17 protein-coding genes are annotated in these 20376 nt (G+C 54.8%); 4 read left to right on the plus strand and 13 right to left on the minus strand.

The window, feature by feature from the left end; genetic code table 11:
* The first annotated feature begins 70 nt into the window (after positions 1–70).
* Positions 71–1063: a hypothetical protein gene (locus tag ACYVJQ_RS02810; RefSeq protein WP_460891555.1), complete on the plus strand. Its 993-nt coding sequence runs from the start codon at positions 71–73 to the stop codon at positions 1061–1063.
* 105 nt (positions 1064–1168) lie between these two features.
* Here the strand turns inward: ACYVJQ_RS02810 and ACYVJQ_RS02815 are convergent, their stop codons facing one another.
* Genes ACYVJQ_RS02815 through ACYVJQ_RS02825 form a run of 3 tightly spaced genes read right to left on the minus strand, consistent with a single transcriptional unit; the run spans position 1169 to position 5065 of the window.
* A complete protein-coding gene (locus ACYVJQ_RS02815; protein WP_460891556.1) occupies positions 1169–3418 on the minus strand; it encodes a xanthine dehydrogenase family protein molybdopterin-binding subunit in 2250 nt (749 codons plus the stop codon).
* Between the two features lie 13 nt (positions 3419–3431).
* The gene (locus ACYVJQ_RS02820) at positions 3432–4415 is read right to left on the minus strand and encodes an FAD binding domain-containing protein (RefSeq protein WP_460891557.1); all 984 of its coding nucleotides are present in this window, start codon (positions 4413–4415) and stop codon (positions 3432–3434) included.
* Entirely contained in the window at positions 4412–5065 is a 654-nt protein-coding gene (locus ACYVJQ_RS02825) for a (2Fe-2S)-binding protein (RefSeq protein WP_460891558.1), read from the minus strand. Before ACYVJQ_RS02825 ends, ACYVJQ_RS02820 begins: the two co-directional genes overlap by 4 nt.
* Before the next feature lie 172 nt (positions 5066–5237).
* On the opposite strand from ACYVJQ_RS02825, the gene ACYVJQ_RS02830 reads away from it, so the two are divergent.
* Positions 5238–5813, plus strand: a complete 576-nt coding sequence (locus ACYVJQ_RS02830; protein ID WP_460891559.1) for a GNAT family N-acetyltransferase — start codon at positions 5238–5240, stop codon at positions 5811–5813.
* Positions 5814–5910: 97 nt separating this feature from the next.
* On the opposite strand, the gene ACYVJQ_RS02835 is transcribed toward ACYVJQ_RS02830, so the two are convergent.
* Both ACYVJQ_RS02835 and ACYVJQ_RS02840 read right to left on the minus strand, forming a co-directional pair.
* Positions 5911–8118: a B12-binding domain-containing radical SAM protein gene (locus ACYVJQ_RS02835; RefSeq protein ID WP_460891560.1), complete on the minus strand. Its 2208-nt coding sequence runs from the start codon at positions 8116–8118 to the stop codon at positions 5911–5913.
* Between the two features lie 570 nt (positions 8119–8688).
* The gene (locus ACYVJQ_RS02840; protein ID WP_460891561.1) at positions 8689–10461 is read right to left on the minus strand and encodes a hypothetical protein; all 1773 of its coding nucleotides are present in this window, start codon (positions 10459–10461) and stop codon (positions 8689–8691) included.
* Positions 10462–10676: 215 nt separating this feature from the next.
* Between ACYVJQ_RS02840 and ACYVJQ_RS02845 the strand changes: the two genes are divergently transcribed.
* Positions 10677–10967, plus strand: a complete 291-nt coding sequence (locus ACYVJQ_RS02845) for a YciI family protein (protein ID WP_460891562.1) — start codon at positions 10677–10679, stop codon at positions 10965–10967.
* A 219-nt stretch (positions 10968–11186) separates the two neighbouring features.
* Positions 11187–13841, plus strand: a complete 2655-nt coding sequence (locus ACYVJQ_RS02850) for a cation-translocating P-type ATPase (RefSeq protein WP_460891563.1) — start codon at positions 11187–11189, stop codon at positions 13839–13841.
* A gap of 32 nt (positions 13842–13873) precedes the next feature.
* On the opposite strand, the gene ACYVJQ_RS02855 is transcribed toward ACYVJQ_RS02850, so the two are convergent.
* The 8 genes from ACYVJQ_RS02855 to ACYVJQ_RS02890 all read right to left on the minus strand — a co-directional run bounded on the left by ACYVJQ_RS02855 (position 13874) and on the right by ACYVJQ_RS02890 (position 20376).
* The gene (locus ACYVJQ_RS02855) at positions 13874–14413 is read right to left on the minus strand and encodes a hypothetical protein (RefSeq protein WP_460891564.1); all 540 of its coding nucleotides are present in this window, start codon (positions 14411–14413) and stop codon (positions 13874–13876) included.
* Between the two features lie 142 nt (positions 14414–14555).
* The gene (locus ACYVJQ_RS02860) at positions 14556–14768 is read right to left on the minus strand and encodes a heavy-metal-associated domain-containing protein (RefSeq protein WP_460891565.1); all 213 of its coding nucleotides are present in this window, start codon (positions 14766–14768) and stop codon (positions 14556–14558) included.
* A 74-nt stretch (positions 14769–14842) separates the two neighbouring features.
* Positions 14843–17080, minus strand: coding sequence for a heavy metal translocating P-type ATPase (locus ACYVJQ_RS02865; RefSeq protein WP_460891566.1), 2238 nt, complete (start codon positions 17078–17080; stop codon positions 14843–14845).
* 252 nt (positions 17081–17332) lie between these two features.
* The gene (locus tag ACYVJQ_RS02870; protein ID WP_460891567.1) at positions 17333–17707 is read right to left on the minus strand and encodes a four-helix bundle copper-binding protein; all 375 of its coding nucleotides are present in this window, start codon (positions 17705–17707) and stop codon (positions 17333–17335) included.
* Between the two features lie 98 nt (positions 17708–17805).
* Positions 17806–18744, minus strand: coding sequence for a cation diffusion facilitator family transporter (locus ACYVJQ_RS02875; protein WP_460891568.1), 939 nt, complete (start codon positions 18742–18744; stop codon positions 17806–17808).
* Positions 18745–18936: 192 nt separating this feature from the next.
* Complete coding sequence (locus ACYVJQ_RS02880; RefSeq protein ID WP_460891569.1) at positions 18937–19266, minus strand: four-helix bundle copper-binding protein; 330 nt, start codon at positions 19264–19266, stop codon at positions 18937–18939.
* Positions 19267–19423: 157 nt separating this feature from the next.
* Entirely contained in the window at positions 19424–19993 is a 570-nt protein-coding gene (locus tag ACYVJQ_RS02885) for a helix-turn-helix domain-containing protein (RefSeq protein ID WP_460891570.1), read from the minus strand.
* Between the two features lie 80 nt (positions 19994–20073).
* Entirely contained in the window at positions 20074–20376 is a 303-nt protein-coding gene (locus tag ACYVJQ_RS02890; protein ID WP_460891571.1) for a hypothetical protein, read from the minus strand.

Here is a 20376-nt window from a genome sequence, read left to right on the forward strand (position 1 = left end):
GCAGTTGAAGGTTTTAGGCCACAGGAAGAAAAACGGTGAAACGCCAGTTCCACGTATACCACCTAAACCCATGCGTACCCTTCTCCACCTTTTGTGGCTCCTGCTAGCCCCGTTCTTAATGGTCTCCTGCTCAGACGACGAGGAGCCAACCCCGGCCCCACATTCTGAGCTCTCCTCGGTGGTGGTGTATTCCAAGTTCTCCAATGCAGGCTATATCCCGTTAGGCCGCACCGCGGAGATGAAGGTCTACTCCGGAGACACCATCCGGTACTTTTTCAGGTTCACTTCCAACAGGGGCATAAAGGATTTCAAGGTCTATGACAACATCCGGGGCCGCGAATTCCCGCTAGTAGTGCAGACCAAAGCCACTTCCACCGCCAACGGAGAGACGGCCAATGAATATGAGTTAGAATATGTGGTAGATAATTATGTGCAACGGGTGCAGCCGGGCCAAGAAGTGGTGTTATCAGTAGAGCCAGTCCACGAAGACGGCACCATTTACAACGACCCCACCACCGGGAAACCCCTTGAAATCAAATTTACCTTGGCGGACCCTTTGGTATACACCGGGGCAAGGCTCTATAACTACTGGGGCCCTAAAAGCAATTCACTGGTGATCTTTGATGTGGGCATTGCCAACCATCCGGCCCAGTCTTTGGTAGACGAACGGTTCCTGAGCCCCTATGCCTTCCTGACCAACAAAATGCCGCCCAGGTCCTGGACCGATAACAGATTTGAAGCCTCGTTTACGTCTGGACCGGAAATGGGCGTCAGTCGGGTCTCCTATGTAAAGGTGCCTGCCGTGGGCAAGAACTGGTACCAGCCCAACCAGATTGCTCTGGCCATGAAACAGTACGGACCTGAAATAACCACAGTGGTGAATGCGCAAGTAGGGGATGTCTATGCTTTTAGAGTGAAGTACCCGCTCATGAATTCCTGGGTAATCTATGGCGTGATGGAAGTGAAGAACATAGTGGATGACCATGACACCGCCGCCGGCAATGGCCATGATGAAGACTACCTGGAGTTTGATATCAAGTACTTCCCGGGCTATCGTTACTAACCCTATTTAGCAATCTGTTTTAGGCCTGTTTTGGCCAAAACACCCTTAAAACAGAAAAGCGGCTCTATAAAGAAGTAGAGCCACTTTTCTGTTTTCTAAGAGTACTTAAATCAGCTTATCTGGCGTAATGGGCAGTTCTCGTATGCGTTTGCCGGTGGCGTTGAAGATGGCGTTGGCAATGGCCGGGGCTACGCCGATGGTGGCAATCTCCCCGATGCCTTTGGTGCCGTTGGGGTTATTGATCAGATCGGGCTTGTTCACAAAGAGTGCTTCTATGGGAGGCGCATCAGTGTGTACGGGCAAGTGGTAATCCGCAAAGTCTTTGGTCACGTAACGCCCGAAGCGGTGGTCCATGACGGTGCCTTCCGTTAGGGCCATGCCGATGCCGCCCACTGCGCCGCCAATCATCTGGTTGCCGGCAGTCTTGGGGTTGATGACGGTGCCGGCATCGGCGCAGGAAACCAGCTTGGTCACCCGTATCTGCCCGGTCAGGGGGTGCACCTGCACCTCGGCAAAGTGCACCGAGAACGAGTACATGGAATACTTCTGGCGCGCGTCAGGGTCGGGCTTGGATTCTTCGGTTACCTCCAGTTCCGGTAGGTTCTGCTGCTTTAGAATATCTGCGTAGCTCAACCGGGAAGCAGGAGCGCTTTTAAGGGAAACATAGCCGTCTTTGAACGCGAGGCTCTCCAGCGTAGCCCCTTTGAAGACCGTGTCCTTATTGCCAGAGGCCATGCCCGCCAGTTTCTGCTTAAGGGCCATGCAGGCCGCGTGCACCGCCGAGCCCACACTAGCCACCGTCGCCGAGCCGCCCTGGCTGGGCGATGGCGGATACAGGGAACTACCCAACTCAAACACAATCTTCTCCGGCGCAATGCCCAGATTCTGGGCGGCAATCTGCACCATGGCCGTGCCCGTTCCCGGACCGATATCGGTGGTGGCGCTTTGCAGCACCAGGTTGCCGTCTGCGTATAGCGTGGCCTTCACCTTGGCCCGGCCGCGGTTGGCGCCAAACGTACCCACGCCCATGCCGTAGCCTACCAGCCATTCGCCGTTTTTCAAAGAGCCTGGTTTTAATTGCCGTTTGTTCCAGCCAATTCGCTCGGCACCCATCTGCATGGCCTCCGTGAGGTATTTGGTGGACCAAGGCAGATTTTTCTCGGGGTCCTTGTCGGTGTGGTTTTTGAGGCGGAACTCCAGCGGATCCATACCAATGGCGTGGGCCATCTCATCAATCGCCGATTCCAGCGCGAAGGCCCCGGTTGCCTCACCAGGACCGCGCATCCAGATGGGGGTAGAAATATCGAGGGGCAGGATGCGGTAGCGCGTGGTGACGTTGGGGCTGGTGTACATCATGCGCGTCTGCTGTAAGGTGCTCTCGGTGAATTCCTCATAGGAAGAGGTCTGCCCGATGGCTTCGTGCGTGATGGCGGTGATTTTGCCGTCTTTGGTGGCGCTCATGCCCACTTTCTGCCAGGCGTGCGGCCGGTAACCCACCATGGTGAACATCTGCTCGCGGGTGAGCATCAGTTTGACGGGGCGGTTCACTTTCCTGGCGGCCATGATGGCGGCGGTCTCGTGGGGCCAGGTGTGCAACCCGTTCCCGAAGGCGCCGCCCACAAACGTGGCAATCACCTTCACGTTCTCCACCGGGATGCCCCAGTCTTTGGCAAATGCATTTTGGGTACCCACTACCGCTTGCGTCTTGTCATAGACGGTGAGTTGGTTGTCGGCTTCCCAGTGCGCGATGATGGCCTGCAGTTCCATGGGGTGATGCACCTCCGTGGGAATCACGTACTCGCTTTCTACTTTGAGCGCCTCGGTTTTATAGGCGTCTTCCTTGCCCCGGGTGTAGTCGCCTAACGGGTGCTTGGGGTTGCGCTGGGCCGCCGTGGGCAGTACAGCTTTGCCGATGTTTTTATTAAAATCCGTGGCGTGTTGCTCTACGGTGTACTGGGCTTTCACCAGTTTGGCCGCGTAGCGGGCCCGCTCCAGGGTATCTGCTACCACTACGGCAATGGGTTGGTCGTTGAAGTCTACCTCGTCATTGAAAAACACGCGGTGCGGCTGGCCTACCGGCTTGGGCTCAGAAGGGTGCGCGGCCTGCACGTAGCCGGGTACTTTGGGTGCGTTCTGGTAATGCAGCACGGCCAGCACGCCCGGCGCATTCTCGGCGCGTTTGGTGTCAATGCTTTTAATGCGGCCTTTGGCGATGGTGCTGCCCACCAGCACGGCGTGCGCCATGTTGGGCAAGGCATATTCGGCAGAGTATTTGGCGGCCCCGGTTACTTTCAGGCGGCCATCTACCCGGTCCATGGGCTTGCCCACGTTATCTTGGAAGAAATAATCTTTCATATAGGTAGTGGGGTTAAACGGCGGCCGCCGCATTTTTAAGGGCCTGCACCAGGGTGTTAGGCCCCAGTTTGAGTTTGAATTGGTTGTGCTCAAAGGCCTTCGCGCCGCGCATGGCCAGCTCGGCGGCTTGCCGAAAAGTAGCTTCGGTAGCCGGTTTGCCCGCCAGAAACTGCTCGGCCTCTACTAAACGCCAGGGCTTGTGCGCCACCCCGCCCATCGCTAGCCTAGCGGATTTAATAGTACCGCCGTCCAGGTCCAGGGCCGCAGCCACCGAGACCAGCGCGAAGGCGTAGGAGTTGCGGTCGCGCACCTTCAGGTAATGCACGTGCTTCTGGTAGGGGTTCTCCGGAATGTCCACGGCCGTAATCAGCTCGCCTTTCTGCAGGTTGGTGTCTATATGCGGGGTATCGCCGGGCAGACGGTGGAACTCCGCGAACGGGATTTTGCGGTCGCCTTTGGGCCCGGAGACCAGCACTGTGGCATCCAAGACCACCAGCGCAATGTTCATGTCAGAGGGGTTCACGGCAATGCAGCTGGCACTGTGCCCGAAGATGGCGTGCATGCGGTTGTAGCCCTCCAGGGCGCTGCAGCCCGAGCCGGGCTCGCGTTTATTGCAGGGTGTGGCCAAATCATAGAAGTAGGGGCAGCGGGTGCGTTGCAGCAGGTTTCCGCCTACGGTAGCCATGTTCCGGAGCTGCGCCGAGGCCCCCGCGTTCAAGGCCTGGGCCAGTAGCGGATGTTTTTCTTTTACCAATTTGTCTTCGGCCACGGTACTGTTCAGGGCCAGGGCGCCAATGCGCAGCATCCCGTTCTCCTTCTCTATTTTGCGCAGCGGAAGCTTGTTGATGTCCACCAGTTTCTCGGGGTTTAGGACGCCGCGTTTCATGAGGTCCAGCAGGTTGGTGCCTCCGGCAATGAACATGGCAGTCTGGTCTTTGGCCACGGTGTCAATGGCGGCCTTCGGCTTGCCGGGCTTTACGTATTGGAACGGAATCATACCTTCTGCCCTCCGTTTTTAACTTCCTTGATGGCGCTCACAATATTAGGGTAAGCCCCGCACCGGCAGATGTTGCCGCTCATGTACTCACGGATTTCCTCGTCTGAACCGGCGTGGCCTTCCTTGATGCAGGCCACCGCGCTCATGATTTGGCCCGGGGTGCAGTAGCCGCACTGGAACCCGTCATGTTTGATAAAGGCCTCCTGCATGGGGTGCAGTTTTTCGCCGTTGGCCAGGCCTTCAATGGTGGTAATCTCCTTGCCGTCCTGCATCACGGCCAGCGTGAGGCAGGAGTTTACCCGCTGCCCGTCTATGTGCACGGTGCAAGCGCCGCACTGGCCGTAGTCGCAGCCTTTCTTGGTGCCGGTAAGGTGCAGTTGCTCGCGCAGCAAATCCAGCAGGGTGGTGCGGGGTTCTATGGACAGCTTCTGTTTCTTGCCGTTGATCTGCAGGGTCACGTTCACCTTCTCAAAGGCATCGGCTAGTTTTTCCTCCAGCTTCAGGTCGGCGGCTTTCACGGCAATGCCCGGGGTCAGGGCGAAGGCCGTAAGCACGCTGCTTTGCTTTAAGAAGGACCGCCGGGCCTCTGACATGCGCTGTCCGCCCGCTGCCGAAGGCTGTTGAGGTTCAAGGTCTTGGTCTTGGGGCATATATAAAAAAATGAGGCTAAATGAAGATGTAGTATACGCAGGGGGCTGCTAAGAAACCATCTAAATAAGCCACTACGACGGTGTCTGCCGGCAAAAATCTTGTTTTGAGCCTGTTTTTCCAAAAACAGGCTCAAAACGCAAAATCCGATGGGGGACAGCGGGTAGCAAAGCAGTGAAGGCCGTATCTTTGCCCCGTACCACTTGTGCTTTCTCCATGGCCCTGCCTTCCGCTTCCATTTTCACTTTCCGGCTTGCCACCCCGGCAGATGCCCACCTGCTCGCCGACCTGGGCTGGCGCACCTTTGACGAGACCTTTGCCGCCTACAATACCCCCGAGGACATGGAAGCCTTTCACCCCACCATGTACGCCCCCGAACTTCAGGCCGCCGAGCTGGCCGAGGCTGAGACGCAGTTTCTATTGGTAGAGGTAGAAGGCGAAGCCGTGGCCTACGTGAAATGGAACACCGCCCCGGCTCCTGCTGAAATACCTGGCCAGCGTCCTTTCCAGATTAGCCGCCTCTATTTACTGCAGGCCTGGACCGGCCGTGGGCTAGGGGATAAACTAATGCAGTTGAGTTTAGAGAAAGCAAAAGAAAACGGACACGACGTAGTCTGGCTCACCGTCTGGGAAAGTAACGAGCGCGCCATCCGGTTCTACCAGAAATATGGGTTCAAAGAAGCTGGGGAACTGACCTTTGTGCTGGGCCAGGATGTGCAACGGGATTTGTATATGGTAAGAGAGTTCTGAGTCTTGAGTCCAGAGTCCTGAGTTGGAAATGAGAACCATAGAATTAGAGAAATCCTGCTAACTCAGAACTCAAGACTCTGGACTCAAGACTCTTTTCTTATACCACCAGCAAACCCCGTTCCCGCAAGTCCAGCCACGTATCGGTGATCAGGAACTCCTGGAACGTGAACATCTGCCCTTCAGGATAGTCAGCGGCCATGTCTCTGAGCAGGTACTTGGTACCGTAGTTTTCTGCCAGGCGTGTGAGCCAGTCGTGCAGCCATTGCCCTACTTCCGGCGAGGTTTTGATGATATATTCCTCGGTTTTCTCAGTGAAGGTGAGCACGGCGTTGTGGAAGGTGCGGCCTTTCTTGGTTTTCATCTCTATCTCTAGCTCGGGTGCATTCCCTAGCCACAGTACGCGCAGGTTCTGCTTTTCAGAATCCGGCTTGCCCAGGGCTTCCACGGCCTGGGTAATCATATTTTTAGGCAGCGACACGCGGGGCACCTTAAAATCAAACCAGAAGGAAAGCGGCTCTTCCAGCCCAATGCCGTGCATGAAATTATACAGTGCCTTGGCCAGCCCCGCCCCGAAAAGCTCATGGTCAGTTCCTTGCGGGTCATCATGCCAGAGGTCATTCTCCGCAAACAAACCGGGCTCAGGACCTACTTTCACCACACCGTATTTTTCAGGATTCTTGCCTACGGGGCTATGCGCCGTCATAGAGAAGCGGTGCCAGTAGCCGCTCTGGATTACGTTCTGGGCAAACAGCTGGCGTACCACCTCCAGTGAGTCAATGGTTTCCTGGGCCGTCTGGGTAGGGAAGCCGTACATGAGGTAGGCGTGCACCATGATGCCGGCGGTGGTAAAGTCGCGGGTTACGCGGGCCACCTGGGCAATGCTCACGCCTTTCTCCATTTTGGCCAGCAACCGGTCAGAAGCTACTTCCAACCCGCCAGATACGGCAATGCAGCCACTGGCAGCCAGCAACCGGCACAAATCTGCGCTAAAGGTTTTCTCAAACCTAATGTTTCCCCACCAGGTAATCTTCACACCCCGGCGCAGCAATTCAATAGCCAGATCCCGTAGGGCCAGCGGCGGGGCGGCCTCATCCACAAAGTGGAAGCCGGTCTGCCCGGTTTGCGCAATGATCTGCTCAATGCGGTCTACCAATAAAGTAGCCGGCGCGGTCTCGTATCTGGAGATATAATCCAGGGTGATGTCACAGAAAGAGCAGCGTTTCCAGTAGCAGCCGTGCGCGATGGTGAGTTTGTTCCAGCGTCCGTCACTCCAGAGGCGGTGCATGGGGTTGAGCACCTCCACCACGCTCAGGTACTCATGTATCTTCAGATCGCTGTAATCAGGAGTGCCTACCTCGGTGTGCGGAATATCAGCATCCTGGGCCCCGTTGATGAATTGTACCTCACCGTCCTGCAGGAGGAACGTGCGCTGCAGTTGCTCTACAGAGCGCTGTCCCTGGAAATGTTCCAGCAGCTTCAGCCACGGGCCTTCGCCGTCATCTAGGGTAATGTAATCTATGTATTTGAAAACCCGCGGCTCGCGCAGGGTCCTAAGTTCAGTGTTGGGGTAACCGCCGCCCATGAGCGTTTTTATGTGCGGGTACTTTTGCTTGATAAGCTGGGCCAGGCGTAAGGCGCCATAGAGGTTACCGGGGAACGGCACGGAAAATCCCACCACATCAGGCTGCACCTCTTGCAAGCGCTCGTCCAGGAGATCCAGCAGCAGTTGGTCTACTAGATTAGGTGCCGTCAGCAGCTCATTCTCCAGCGGGTCAAAAGAGGTGGCGCTCATGGCCAGTTTATCGGCGTAGCGGCTAAAGCCGAAGTGCGGGCAGACGGTTTCCTTGATGAGGTCGCCCAGGTCTTCCAGGTAGAGCGTGGCCAGGTACTGGGCCCGGTCCGTGATACCCATGGTCCCAAAGGCCTCTTCCAAGTCTGCCAGTTGCAAAAACCGGCTGGCCTCGGGCAGGAAGGAGCCCATGGCAATAGGGTGGGCCAACGTGCTGTCGCGGCCCTGCAGAAATTTGATGACCGGCTCAATAGTATCCAGATAGGACTTGCGTAGCCGCAGCATACGCTGACTGTTGTCTGACAGTTCATAGCTGCCGTCCAGAATAGCTTGGAATACTTGGTTCAACCCTTTCCGGGAGAATAGCCGCAGCACCAGTTCCAACCCAAAATCTGCCTGTGTCACATCATACCCTCGGCCACGCAAAAAGCCTTTGATATAGGCCGTGGCCGGGTAAGGCGTATTGAGCTGCGTGAGCGGCGGCGTAATGAGCAGGATGTTGGGCGAAGTGGTCAAGAAATTCAATTTTTGGCAAAGATACTATAAAGAGTGCTGAGTCCAGTGTTCTGCGTCTTTCAAGGAGAAACCCCGTTTTAAGCCCGTTTTTCAGAAAACAAGGCAAAAACGCAACGCACGGTTCAAAGAGGAGAAACAGCGGTAGGGTAGTTTAGGTTCGATGGGGAAAGGCGGCAGGAAATCTACAGGCGTAGATTTATTTCATGGCGCTGGCGTCCGCTAGTGTCAGCACTCATTTTAGATTCTGCTTTTCTACTTTCTCCCTCTTTCTTCTCTTTCTCACTCTTTGTCATCCTGAAAGGATCTTGGTAGCGAGCGGTAATGGCATGGCTTGCCCGCTTCTGCCATTCGCCCACAAGGTCCTTTCAGGATGACAAAAGATTTAATGCTGAGAAGTAACGCAATTTGTAAAAATGTGTGCTGGCATTAGTGGATACTTGCAAATCACCAGAAGATGCTTGCACCATGAGGCTAGATGTTTACTCAACGCTCATAAAAGTAAAACCCGTTTCGGGCCTGTTTTTCTTAAAACAGGCCCGAAACGGGTTTCCAACCAATAACGGCATTCCTTTAATGCTGATGCTGCATACTGCCGGAAGTAGATTTAGAGCCGTCTCCACCCATCATCAGGCCGGGGTTCAGGCGCAGGTAAATTTCCCCGGAGACCGGCGTTTTGCCATACAGGGGTTTCAGTTTCTCATCTGGCGCGAAAACGGTAGCCTGCACGCCAAGGGTTAAATACGTATTGGCAAAATGGGCCACGCGTTGGTTGGTGCCTACCGTAAGGGCGTGCACATCAAAGACGTCGTGGTGGTCAAACTGGTCAGATAAGTCTAGCTCACCGGGTGTCTTTTGCACGTACTCATAGCGGCCATAGACGGCAGTTTTATCCAGCTGCAGGTTACCTTCGGCAATGGCCGAGTGCTCCTGATGGTGGCTACCGCCGTTATAGCCCCAGATAAAGGCCGAAGTGAAGAAACGGTCCCCGCCACCGCTTAAGGGGCGGCTATACAAAGCCGAAGCAGTGGTTCTGGTCACGTCTTCCCCGGGCTCTACCGCCTCCGGGCTTTTGAGCCATCCCCTGGACACCTGCAGGGCCCAATTTTCTGAAGGGTTAAAAGACAGGCGGGTAGCCCAGGAGTCAAAGCGGGGCTTGTCAAAGTCATAGCGGTTCTCATCTGGCTCACGCCCTGTAAACCGGGAGCCTTCTACCTTGAACTGCTTATACCTCAACCCCAGCGTGGCCATCCCAAAAGTAATGTGCGTGGCGTCCTGCCAGTGGTGGCCCAGCGGCGACTCTGGATTATTGAACGCCGAAATACGGTGCATGAACACAGGCGGACCTACCACCGGCTCCCCGGGCATTCCCAGGAACCCGTACACGTCTACATCTTCGTTGACCATGTGCGTGTAGCCCACACTCACCTCAGAGAACAGGTCATGCGGATGCTGGCGGTCCACCAGGCGCTTGCCGCCGTCGTAGGTTTCGCCGCTCTGGAACAGGAGGGGATACCCGCGCTCCCCCATAGAAAGGGCGTCCAGACTCATCATCACGCTGAAGCGTAACAAGCCGCGGTTGCCCACGTTGCGCTGGGCCATGCCCATAAACCAGTTAGGCGCATCCAACTGGCTGTCGCCGCGAGACCCTTTGTTTAATAGGTCCTGTTTGTTGTAGCGGAGCCATAGCTGGCCATGGAACATAAGCATCCAGGGACCAGCGTGTTTCATGTAGCCGTACATGGGCGTGGCGTCTGGGTGCCAGCTGGTGCCGGAGCCGTTTCTATTCATGGGCAGGTTACGCGAGAAGGTATGGCTCATGCCGCCGGTGCCGTGGTCCATGCCCGCGTGCTGGGTGCTGTCCTGCATTTTGGACCCTTGGTCCATCATCATGCTCGGGTGGTGCTGGTGCTTTTTAACAGTGTCTTGGGGCATCATTTCGTGCCCTGCATGTGCGTCCGTTTTGGTTCGGTTAAGGCTGTCACCGGGTGCTTGGTGGCCCTGGTGCATGCGCGCAGAATCAGTTGGCATTTGGTGCTGCGTATGGTCTTGGGTTACAACGCGGGCCGGAGTCGGTTTTTTAGTGGGCATTTTCTTTCCCGGGATGGACGTGGCCGCTGGCTTTTTCTGTGCAGGCGGGGGCGCAGGTTTGTCTTTTTTAGGCTGACCCTTAGACGGTTTGGCTGTTGTTTTGGGTACCGGGGTTACCTTCTTTTTAGCCGCTGGGGCAGGAGTGGTTTGCTGTTTGGTTTCTTTTGTAGGCGGTGGCGTATGGTGCTCGTGCTGGGCCTCCGCGGTCAATAAACCAAAGGTGAAGGCAATAAATACGATAAAAAGTCTTTTCATTAGAGTATAGTCAATTCTGTATAACAGAGAAATTCACTGTTACAAAGAAAACGGATGTCACCCGCTGGGGTTTAATGCCATTCGGTAAGACTTGTACATAATTCAGGGAAGCCAAGTGCCAGGCTTATGAGGAAAACCGTTTTACGCCCGTTTTTCAGAAAACGGGCGTAAAACGGAAGAAGTCTTTTGTCTGGCACGCGCATAACCAGTTTTTTATGTTTTTGATAGAACTAACCTATAAAGGGCCTTTTGAGGAAGTAGAACCATTCATGGCCGAGCATTTGGCATTTGTGGAGAAAGGCTACACCAGTGGCCATTTTCTGGCCTCCGGTAGAAAGGTGCCCCGCACCGGCGGGCTTATCTTTTGCAAAGCCGCCAGCCAAGCCGAAGTAGAAGAACTCATGCAGGACGATCCATTTGTGTACCAGGATCTGGTAGACCTCCGGATCATAGAGTTTGTGGCCTCACGCGCGGGCCAGGGAATGGAAGCCATGCTGCAGGCCTGATCTCTGTTTTAGGGCCTTTTTCCTGAAAACGGCTTAGAAACGCAAAGGGATAATCATGTAAAGGTGCCCTGTTACCAACCTGCTGGTTTTAAACAAGTAAAAGGAAAAGCCTGTCTTATAAAAGGGAAGGAGGCCAGGGAAAAGCAGAGCCCAAAAGGTGAAGGCCACTCCCCCAATAAGTTCACTCAACGAAAGAACAAAGATAACCAACATAAACCCATGGAATCTTACCAGCACCCCATAGAAGAAGTCTTGCAGGAGGTAAACGCTACTCCCCAAGGGCTTACGACTGCAGAGGCGCAACAGCGTCTGCAGACAGCAGGGTACAATGAACTGAAAGAAGCTGATCGTGACCCCATCTGGAAACTGATTCTGGAAACGTTCAAAGACCCCATGGTGATTGTGCTGCTCCTGGCCGCCGTAGTGCAGTTGGCCCTGGGCGAGGTGATAGAGGCCGTCATCATCTTTGCCGTGCTGGTACTTAATGCCGTGGTAGGCGTGGTGCAAACCAAGAAAGCCGAAGGCGCCTTAGACGCGCTCCGGCAAATGTCAGCGCCCTCTGCCAAGGTGCTGCGCGATGGAGTGAAACAGACCCTGGCCGCCCGGGAACTGGTGCCCGGGGACGTAGTTGCCCTGGAGGCCGGGGACTACGTGGCCGCCGACGGACGCGTGCTGGAAAGCAGTTCTTTGCGGGTAAATGAAGGCATGCTTACCGGCGAGTCTGAACCCGTGGAAAAACATACTGAGCCTATTCCGGGGGAAGCCGCCCTGGGTGACCGCAAGAACATGGTCTACAGCGGGGCGCTGGTAGTCTATGGCCGGGGCAGTTTTGTTGTAACCGCTACCGCTGAAAAAACCGAGATAGGCAAAATTGCTGGTTTGCTGGCTTCAGCGGAGGCTAAGCAAACCCCGTTGCAACGCAAGTTGGCTACCTTCAGCAAAAAGCTGGGCTGGGCCATTCTGGCGCTGTGTATTCTTATTTTTGGGGTAGAAGCCTTCAGGGTCTGGACCGGGGTAGAGTCTCAGGACATGACCGGGGCGCTGCTTAAGGCCTTTATGTTTGCCGTTGCCGTGGCCGTGGCTGCCATTCCAGAGGCGCTGTCTTCTATTGTCACCATTGTGCTGGCCGTGGGCACCCACCAAATGGCCCGCCGGCACGCCATTATTCGTAAGCTGCCTGCCGTGGAGACCCTGGGTTCTACCAGCGTTATCTGCACTGATAAAACCGGCACGCTCACCCAGAACAAAATGACCGTGGTAGATTCTTACGTGCCAGGCCACGCCGCGGAAAATTTTGTAGAGGACCCTGCGCAATGGTCGGGGGCAGAACGGTGGCTCATGCAGGTAGCCGTGCTATGTAATGACGCTCATATTAACCAGGACGGTGCCGAATTAGGTGACCCCACAGAGGTAGCGCTTATTGCCTACAGCAACGAGAAAAAGCAACCCTACGCCAAATTAAGAAGAGAATTCCCCCGTGAGGCCGAGCTTCCTTTTGACTCAGACCGCAAGCTTATGTCTACGGTCCATACCATTGACGGGCAACGCATGCTCCTCACCAAAGGTGGGCCAGACGTAGTATTGGCCCGGTGCAGCCACGTGCTGGTAGACGGCCAGGAACAGCCCGCCAATCCCGTCCTGATGGAAGGGATCAGAAACCAGATTGAAGAATTTTCTGACCGGGCGCTGCGCGTACTGGCTTTCGGCTACAAACCTCTTGCTACGGCCGGGGCTATCTCTTTTGAAGATGAGAAAGACCTGGTGCTGGTGGGCCTCAAAGCCATGATAGACCCACCCCGCGAAGCCGTTTTCGCCTCTATTGAGGAATCCAGGAAAGCGGGGATAAAGGCAGTAATGATCACCGGCGACCATAAAACCACCGCCCAGGCCATTGCCCGCCAGATTGGCCTCATGGAGGAGCAGGACATTGCCCTTACCGGTCAGGAACTGGATGATCTGTCTGAGGAAGAACTGGACCAGAAGCTGGAACATATTTCGGTGTACGCCCGGGTTTCACCGGAAAACAAGATACGCATTGTGCGCGCCTGGCAACGCAAAGGCAAAGTGACGGCCATGACCGGCGACGGCGTGAACGATGCCCCCGCCCTGAAGCAGGCCGATATTGGCGTGGCCATGGGTAGTGGTACCGATGTAGCCAAAGACGCCTCGGCCATGATTTTGACCGACGATAACTTTGTGTCTATTGTAAGCGCCGTGGCGGTGGGCCGAACTGTGTTTGACAACATCAAGAAAGCCATTGCCTACCTGTTCGCCGGGAACCTGGGCGCTATTATTGCCATTCTCTTCGCGCTGGCCCTGGACTGGGTGAACCCCTTCAACCCCATTCAGTTGCTGTTCATCAACCTGCTCAATGACTCTCTGCCGGCCATTGCCCTGGGCATGGAGAAAGCGGAGCCTAACGTTATGCGCCGCAAACCCCGTGATATCAATGAAGGAATCTTTGCCGGCGGTATGATGAAGTCTGTGATTGCCAGGGGTGTCTTGATTGGCGCGGCCGTGATTGTCTCCCAGTGGCTGGGCTTACAGCAGTCCCCTGAGATGAGTATTGCCATGGCCTTCACTACCTTGATTCTGGCCCGTACGCTGCAGACGTTTGCCGCCCGCTCCAATACCCAGACTGCCATTGGCGCCGGGTTCTTTGAGAATAAATACGTGTTGGGGGCAGTGCTGCTTTGCTTCGGGTTGTATGGTTTAACAGTGTTGCCGGGCGTGCGTGAGATCTTCTCTATTCCGGCAGATTTTGGGTGGGAAGAATGGCAGAAAGCTGCCGGACTGGCCGTAGCCGCTGTTACCCTCATGGAGGTCTGGAAACTTACGCCCTGGGCCTCTGAGAAAAGGCAACGGGTGGACTAATGGTTTGTACCGGTATAGGCCAGGCAATGGTGCTAGTACATCTCCATGATCTTGAGTTGCCACTTGCCATTAAGGGTGTAGGTGCCTTTTCTTAGCGCGTGCAAGCCAATACCCGCACCGTATAAAGTAATAGCCGCGCCCATGGTCTGTAAGCCGTCTTTGCGGTCATCAGCATTGGCAAAGAAATTAATGGCGCCCACCAGGGTGAAGACTGCGCCTGCCGTTTTGAGAAAACTGCCCCCAAAGCTGGCTACTTTGCGCCCGCCGGTGTGGTTTCTGAGCCTGACTTTCTCTACCGTTTTCAAAGGCACCTCTATGCCCTGCACAAAAAACGAATTACCCCGGAAGCCCTGCACCACGCCAGACCGCATCTGTTTTTCGCCTACCAGTTGAAAGGTGATGTTCTCTCCCGTGTAAATTCTGAACCGGGCCGCCGACCCCACTTTGGTGAGCAACAGATACCGGTGACTAGGTTGTTGGGTAGAAACGGATACCGAATCGGTGGTTTGGGCCTGGCCAGTGCCAACGATCCCAAGAATCAAGAAAAGAAGAATCAGAAAAAAACGGGTCATGCCAGAGACTAAGGGTTGGCGGCAATTGCTGCGCCCGTAAACTTATGGATAAAATTGGAAGCACGCAGAAACCTGAAGCACTGGAAAAACAAAAAGGCCACCTATTATAAAGGTGGCCTTTTTGTTTTCAGGAAAGAAGCAGTTAGTCTTTAAGCTCAGTGGCGGTGTAACCGGCTGCTTCTACCGCTTTGATCACGGTGTCAGAAGAAGCATCTCCTTCAATGGTGAGCACTTTGTCTGGGCTATTGGTATCAACTTCCCATTTATAGATGCCGGGCGTTTTGTCCAGGGCAGGCGTCACGGCACTAATACAGCCGCCACACTTGATATTGGTTTTGAATTTCTGAGTACTCATATCAATTAGAAATTAAGAATTAAAAAGGATTGTAAAAAAGCAATTGAACAATCAACAATAGGACAATTAAATAATTAAAGCTTCAACGTGCGCAGGCGCAAACTGTTGGTGACCACAGACACCGAGCTAAGGGCCATGGCGGCACCGGCAATCATAGGGTCCAGCAGGAAGCCCCAGATGGGGTAGAGCAACCCAGCGGCCACCGGAATGCCAATAACGTTGTAAATGAACGCCCAGAACAGGTTCTGGTGAATGGTGCGCACAGTGGCTTTACTCAATTTGATGGCCTTCGGAATAGCCCGTAGGTCTGAGTGCATGAGCGTGATCTTGGCCACGTCCATGGCAATATCAGTACCGCGGCCCATGGCAATCCCTACGTCAGCCAACGCCAGCGCCTGCGAGTCATTGATGCCGTCGCCTACCATGCCCACCACGTGACCCTGGCGCTGCAGCTCCTGCACAAAGTCGCCTTTGTCCTGGGGCATCACTTCGGCTTTGTAGTGTTGCAGGCCTACTTGTTGGGCCACCGCGGCAGCGGTTTGGGCATTGTCGCCGGTGAGCATGTACACCTGCAGGCCCAGATTCTGGAGGTCTTTGATGGCTTGCGCCGAGGTATCTTTAATGGCATCCGCGATAGCGATGAGCGCTACCACCTGGCCCTGCGTTCCGGCAAAAACCACCGTTTGGGCCTGAGCTTTGAGTTTCTGAGCCGTTTTTTCCAAATCTGCCCCAAACTGGAGGTTGTTCTCCTGCATGAGTTTTTCGTTGCCCAGCCAGAACGTGTGGCCCAGGTACTGCGCCTGCACACCGCGTCCCGTGATGCTCTCAAAATGTTCCAGTGCCGCTGGTTGCACGCCTTGCTCTTTTAGGTACTTAGATACGGCCTCGGCCAGTGGGTGCTCACTCTGGTTTTCCAGGGCCAGCAACACAGTAGCTAACTCCCCCTGGGCGGTCTGGGGAACGGTCCATTGCAGCTCAGTGACTTCGGGTTTGCCTTTGGTGATGGTGCCGGTTTTGTCCAGCACCACGGCCGTAAGTTTGTGGGCCAGTTCCAGGCTTTCGGCGTCTTTGATCAGAATCCCTTGCTCGGCGCCGCGGCCCACACCCACCATAATGGCTGTGGGTGTAGCCAGACCTAAGGCGCAGGGACAGGCAATGATGAGCACCGTAATAAGTGCCAGTAAGCCATGGGTCACGTTGTTGTCGCCGTCCAGGAAATACCAGCCCGCAAAGCTCAGCAAGGCAATCACAATCACTATAGGCACAAAGATGCCGGCAATTTTGTCGGTGAGTTTCTGCACAGGCGCCTTGGAGCCCTGCGCCTCCTGCACCAGTTTAATGATCTGGGCCAGAAGCGTCTCAGAACCTACTTTCTCCGCGGAGATCTGGAGGCTGCCTTTCTGGTTGATGGTGCCGGTAAAGACTTGGTCGTTGGCTGATTTTTGCACCGGAATCGGCTCGCCGCTGATCATGCTTTCATCCAGATAAGAAGATCCGCTCAGGACGCGACCGTCTACGGGAATTTTTTCGCCGGGCCTTATGAGCAGGACATCGCCTACCAGCACCTGTTCAATGGGTAGTTCCATTTCCTGGCCGTTGCGCAACGCCTTCACCGACTTTGGTTGCAGGCCCATCAGTTTTTTAATGGCCCCCGAGGTTCTGGACTTGGCCCTTTCCTCCAGCAACTTGCCTAACAAGATAAAGGCAATGATGACCGTGGCGGCCTCAAAATAGACGTGCGGCTCCAGCCCCCGTGATAGGAAGAACCCAGGATAGACAGTATTGAAAACACTAAAGAGAAAAGCAATGCCGGTACTCAGAGCCACCAGCGTGTCCATGTTGGCTTTGCCGTGGCGGGCCTGCTTAACGGCGTTCACAAAGAAGTTACGCCCAAACCAGAACACCACCGGAATGGTAAGCGCCAGCATGATCCAGTTGCCGTAGGGCATTTTGTGGAAGAACATGCCAATGATGGCCACCGGAATAGACAAGGCCACTGCCCAGATGGTTTTATGCTTGATGGCGGCGTAGGCTTCCTGCTCGCGGGCCTCTTTGGCCTCTGGGGTGGCTTCCTCTTTCTGAATGAGCATGTCATAGCCCACGCTTTGTAACGCCTGCTGCAGTTTGTTGAGGTCTGTGCCCGGGGCGTACTCTACCAGCACCGTTTTGCCAGCGAAGTTGACGGCTGCGCTCTGCACACCGGGCTGGGCCTGGAGCATAGACTCCACGCTTCCGGCGCAGGCCGCACAGGTCATGCCCTCTACCGGGAAGGTATCTTTGATGGCTTTTTTATCTTTCTGTATCGTTTCCATTTTCAGTATGGATGAGTTTCAATTTCTATTACAAAGATACGGCCCGCAAGAGGCGGGGGCGTTACAGCTTTCTATGGCAAGGTTATATAATTTAAGCAAGGTGGTAGAAATGGACTGAAAGGGCAGTAGAGACAACCCTAAGTGATAGATTGCCCCACCTTATAAAAGAAGAAGCTCCCTCCTTGCCTTAAAGACACGTGAGAGAGCTTCTTCTAGTTTGGGCCTGTTTTGGGAAAAACGGGCTTAAAACGGTTATTCCACTTCTGAGGCGGCCGCCAGAATGGCGCTGAGGCTATCGGTTTTAGGGATAAGGTCCTGGCATACCTCCACGCATTGGCGGCAGACTTCGGCGCAGGCCTGGCAATGGTCATGGGCGTGGCGTTCACACTCAACGGCGCAGGCCTCACAGATCTCTACGCATTGGCGCACCACCAGGCGGGCATGCTCTGAGCCCTTGGAAAGAAAGGAAGCAGTAAGGCTGCAATAGTCGGCGCAGTCCAGGCTCAGGTGAATGCAGCGGGCCATCTTTTTGACATCTTCTTCCTGCAGACAGGCGGTGGCACAGTGGTCGCAGGCAGCAATACAGGCCAGCAACGCATCAATGGCGGGTTTATACTCAGTACGCATAAGACATGAAGGGTTGGTCCTTGTTTCTATACGCGGGTTGGCAAGAAGGGGATTGAACGTTTTAGGGGTGTTTTCCTAAAAACGGGCTCAAAACGGGATTAATGGTATTTCCCGTCTTCCAGGCAGGAATGGCCGTCTGGGCCGCGTTCTGTTTGCAGAGTCACGTGGTTTAATTGGAATTGCTCCCTTAGTTGGGTGCGCATCTGAGCTAACTGGTTTTCCTGGTACTGCTCGTCTACCACCAGGTGGGCGGTAAGGGCATTCTCGGTGCTGCTCATGGCCCAAACGTGCAGGTCATGGATTTCGGCCACGCTGGGCACGCTTTTGAGATAGCTCCTGATGGCCTCCAGATCCACGCCCTGCGGAACGGCATCCAGGGAAAGGTGCAAGGACTCCAGCAACAAGCCCCAGGTGCTCCAGACAATAATGGCCATGATCAAAAGACTGATCACCGCGTCTATCCAGAACCATTGGGTATAGTAAATCACCAGGCCAGCCACTACCACACCCAGACTCACCAGGGCGTCGGCGGCCATGTGCAGGTAGGCACCCTTCACGTTAATATCATGTTCCTTGTCTCTGAAGAAAAGCAGGGCGGTGGCGGCGTTGATGAAAATACCTACCCCGGAGACAATGGAGATTGCGGTTCCGTTAAGGGCCGGCGGCGCGCCCAGACGTTCAATGGCTTCCCAGCCAATGGCGCCCACGGCCAACAGCAATAGCACCGCGTTCAGCAAAGAAACCAGGGTGGTGCTTTTCCCGAAGCCGTAGGTAAAGCGGCCGGAAGGTTTGCGCTGCGAGATCTTAAGCGCGAAGAAGGCCAGCAGCAGACTGATCACATCTGTGAAATTGTGCCCCGCATCTGTGAGCAGCGCCAGGGAATTATACCACCAGCCAGCCCCGGCCTCTACCACTACAAACAGCACGTTCAGCCCTATGCCCACCAAAAAAGCGGTGTTCAGCCTACCCGAAGAAGGCAAGCCGTGGCTATGCCCGTGGGCACCGTGCGCGTGGGAATGTGAGTGGGTTTCTGCCATAGCTAATTAGAGAGTTGGGTTGTACGCAAGAATTGGTCTTTGGGCAAAGAAAAGATTCCCTGGCACGTGATGTGTTATATTATTCTGGCAGCAGTTAACAAGATTTAAGGGTAGGCCGGTGGAACAATAGGAATAGCCAAAAAAGAAACAGCCGGAATTACCGGCTGTTTCTTTTTTTGTGGGGGAAGGATCTTACGCTGCCAGAGAGCGGCAGGCCTCAGCGCAACGTCTGCAGGCCTCAGCACAGCGCTGGCAATGCTCATGGTGATGCTTACCGCACTCAGCGGCGCAGGCCTCGCATACCTCCACGCACTCGCGCAGCAGGTGCTTGCCGTGTTCTGAGCCGCGGGCCAGCAAGGTCATGGTCAGTTTGCAGATATCGGCGCAGTCGCGGTCCAGCATAATACAGCGGGCCATCATCTTTACGTCCTCTTCCTGCAGGCAGGCGGTGGCGCAGTGCTCACATTCTAAGATACACGCCATAAGGGCGTCAATGGCGGGGCGGTTTTGTGAATTGTGCATTTGGTCAGGTTTTAAATGGAACATGAAAAAGGCACATCCACACTCCAGAGTACCTTTGCTGCCCAGAAGAGTATTCTGTAGCAGGTACCTTGGTTTACGCCGTAAGCGGCCAGGCCGTTGTTATATAATTAGCAGCCCAGTTGTATAAAAGTTTAGGCTACGCCAGGTTGTCTAAAGGAAAGCGATTGATGGAAGGGTCTTTTTTATAGTCGGTCACCGAAACTCCGGTCACTTTCCTGAACTGGTTGGAGAGGTGCTGCACGCTGCTGTACTGCAGGCGGTGGGCAATCTCACTGAGGGTTAACTCCCCGTAGGAGATAAGTTCTTTCACCCGCTCAATCTTAAGCCGGATGAGGTATTTCTCCAGGGTGGTGCCCGTGTGCTGCGAGAACACCTTGCTCAAGTGCTGGTAAGACATGGCCAGTTTTTTAGACAGATACACTGAGGTGGTGATGGGCTGGTAGGCTTCCTCCAGTTGGTGCTGGTATTCCAGCAGGGTGGTCTTGATGCGTTCTGTGAGCTGCTCGTCTTTTTCCTGGAGCAGTTCAAAACCGTGGGCCTGCAGCGCGTCTGAGAGCCTGGGCACATCAACTTCCTGCGCAGAAGCCACGGTGGCCTCGCCCAGCTTTACCTCTTGTACGGTAAGGCCCTGGGCCGCCAATACCTTTGCCACGGTGGAAATGCAGCGGGGGCAAACCATGTTTTTGATATGAAGTTGCTGTTGCATAGCGATTATGAGAATAGGTGCCTGGGTGTTAAAATAACGAAGAAACCCCCAAAGAAGTGCACTTGGCGGTTGCCCCGACCTTAGGACTCCCGGGCGCGTACCCTGGGCGCATTTCTTTTTGCCCCTTTAGGTGCGCTTTTTGGTTTCTTGCCAGACAGGCGCATAAACACCCAGTTCACCGAAGGGATAATCACAAAGGCGGCGCCGGCCATCAGAATAAAAATGCCCAGGAACGTGTTGAACAGCCTGAAGATAAAATCATCGGGGAACCCGAAGGTGTATAATTGCAAGGCCATGGACAGCAGCATACTGATAAGGGCGGCCAGGAGCAGGTCGCGGCGCCAGTCCCGCTGGAAAGGGTGCCTTTTAACAGTCTTCGCCAT

The organism is Rufibacter soli (genome assembly GCF_054781795.1).

What these genes read in the sequence shown, in the direction of transcription:
- ACYVJQ_RS02810 (WP_460891555.1), top strand. Translation starts at nt 71, where the DNA reads ATGCGTACCCTTCTCCACCTTTTGTGGCTCCTGCTAGCCCCGTTCTTA.
- ACYVJQ_RS02815 (WP_460891556.1), bottom strand. Translation starts at nt 3,418, where the DNA reads ATGAAAGATTATTTCTTCCAAGATAACGTGGGCAAGCCCATGGACCGG.
- ACYVJQ_RS02820 (WP_460891557.1), bottom strand. Translation starts at nt 4,415, where the DNA reads ATGATTCCGTTCCAATACGTAAAGCCCGGCAAGCCGAAGGCCGCCATT.
- ACYVJQ_RS02825 (WP_460891558.1), bottom strand. Translation starts at nt 5,065, where the DNA reads ATGCCCCAAGACCAAGACCTTGAACCTCAACAGCCTTCGGCAGCGGGC.
- ACYVJQ_RS02840 (WP_460891561.1), bottom strand. Translation starts at nt 10,461, where the DNA reads ATGAAAAGACTTTTTATCGTATTTATTGCCTTCACCTTTGGTTTATTG.
- ACYVJQ_RS02845 (WP_460891562.1), top strand. Translation starts at nt 10,677, where the DNA reads ATGTTTTTGATAGAACTAACCTATAAAGGGCCTTTTGAGGAAGTAGAA.
- ACYVJQ_RS02850 (WP_460891563.1), top strand. Translation starts at nt 11,187, where the DNA reads ATGGAATCTTACCAGCACCCCATAGAAGAAGTCTTGCAGGAGGTAAAC.
- ACYVJQ_RS02855 (WP_460891564.1), bottom strand. Translation starts at nt 14,413, where the DNA reads ATGACCCGTTTTTTTCTGATTCTTCTTTTCTTGATTCTTGGGATCGTT.
- ACYVJQ_RS02860 (WP_460891565.1), bottom strand. Translation starts at nt 14,768, where the DNA reads ATGAGTACTCAGAAATTCAAAACCAATATCAAGTGTGGCGGCTGTATT.
- ACYVJQ_RS02865 (WP_460891566.1), bottom strand. Translation starts at nt 17,080, where the DNA reads ATGGAAACGATACAGAAAGATAAAAAAGCCATCAAAGATACCTTCCCG.
- ACYVJQ_RS02870 (WP_460891567.1), bottom strand. Translation starts at nt 17,707, where the DNA reads ATGCGTACTGAGTATAAACCCGCCATTGATGCGTTGCTGGCCTGTATT.
- ACYVJQ_RS02875 (WP_460891568.1), bottom strand. Translation starts at nt 18,744, where the DNA reads ATGGCAGAAACCCACTCACATTCCCACGCGCACGGTGCCCACGGGCAT.
- ACYVJQ_RS02880 (WP_460891569.1), bottom strand. Translation starts at nt 19,266, where the DNA reads ATGCACAATTCACAAAACCGCCCCGCCATTGACGCCCTTATGGCGTGT.
- ACYVJQ_RS02885 (WP_460891570.1), bottom strand. Translation starts at nt 19,993, where the DNA reads ATGCAACAGCAACTTCATATCAAAAACATGGTTTGCCCCCGCTGCATT.
- ACYVJQ_RS02890 (WP_460891571.1), bottom strand. Translation starts at nt 20,376, where the DNA reads ATGGCGAAGACTGTTAAAAGGCACCCTTTCCAGCGGGACTGGCGCCGC.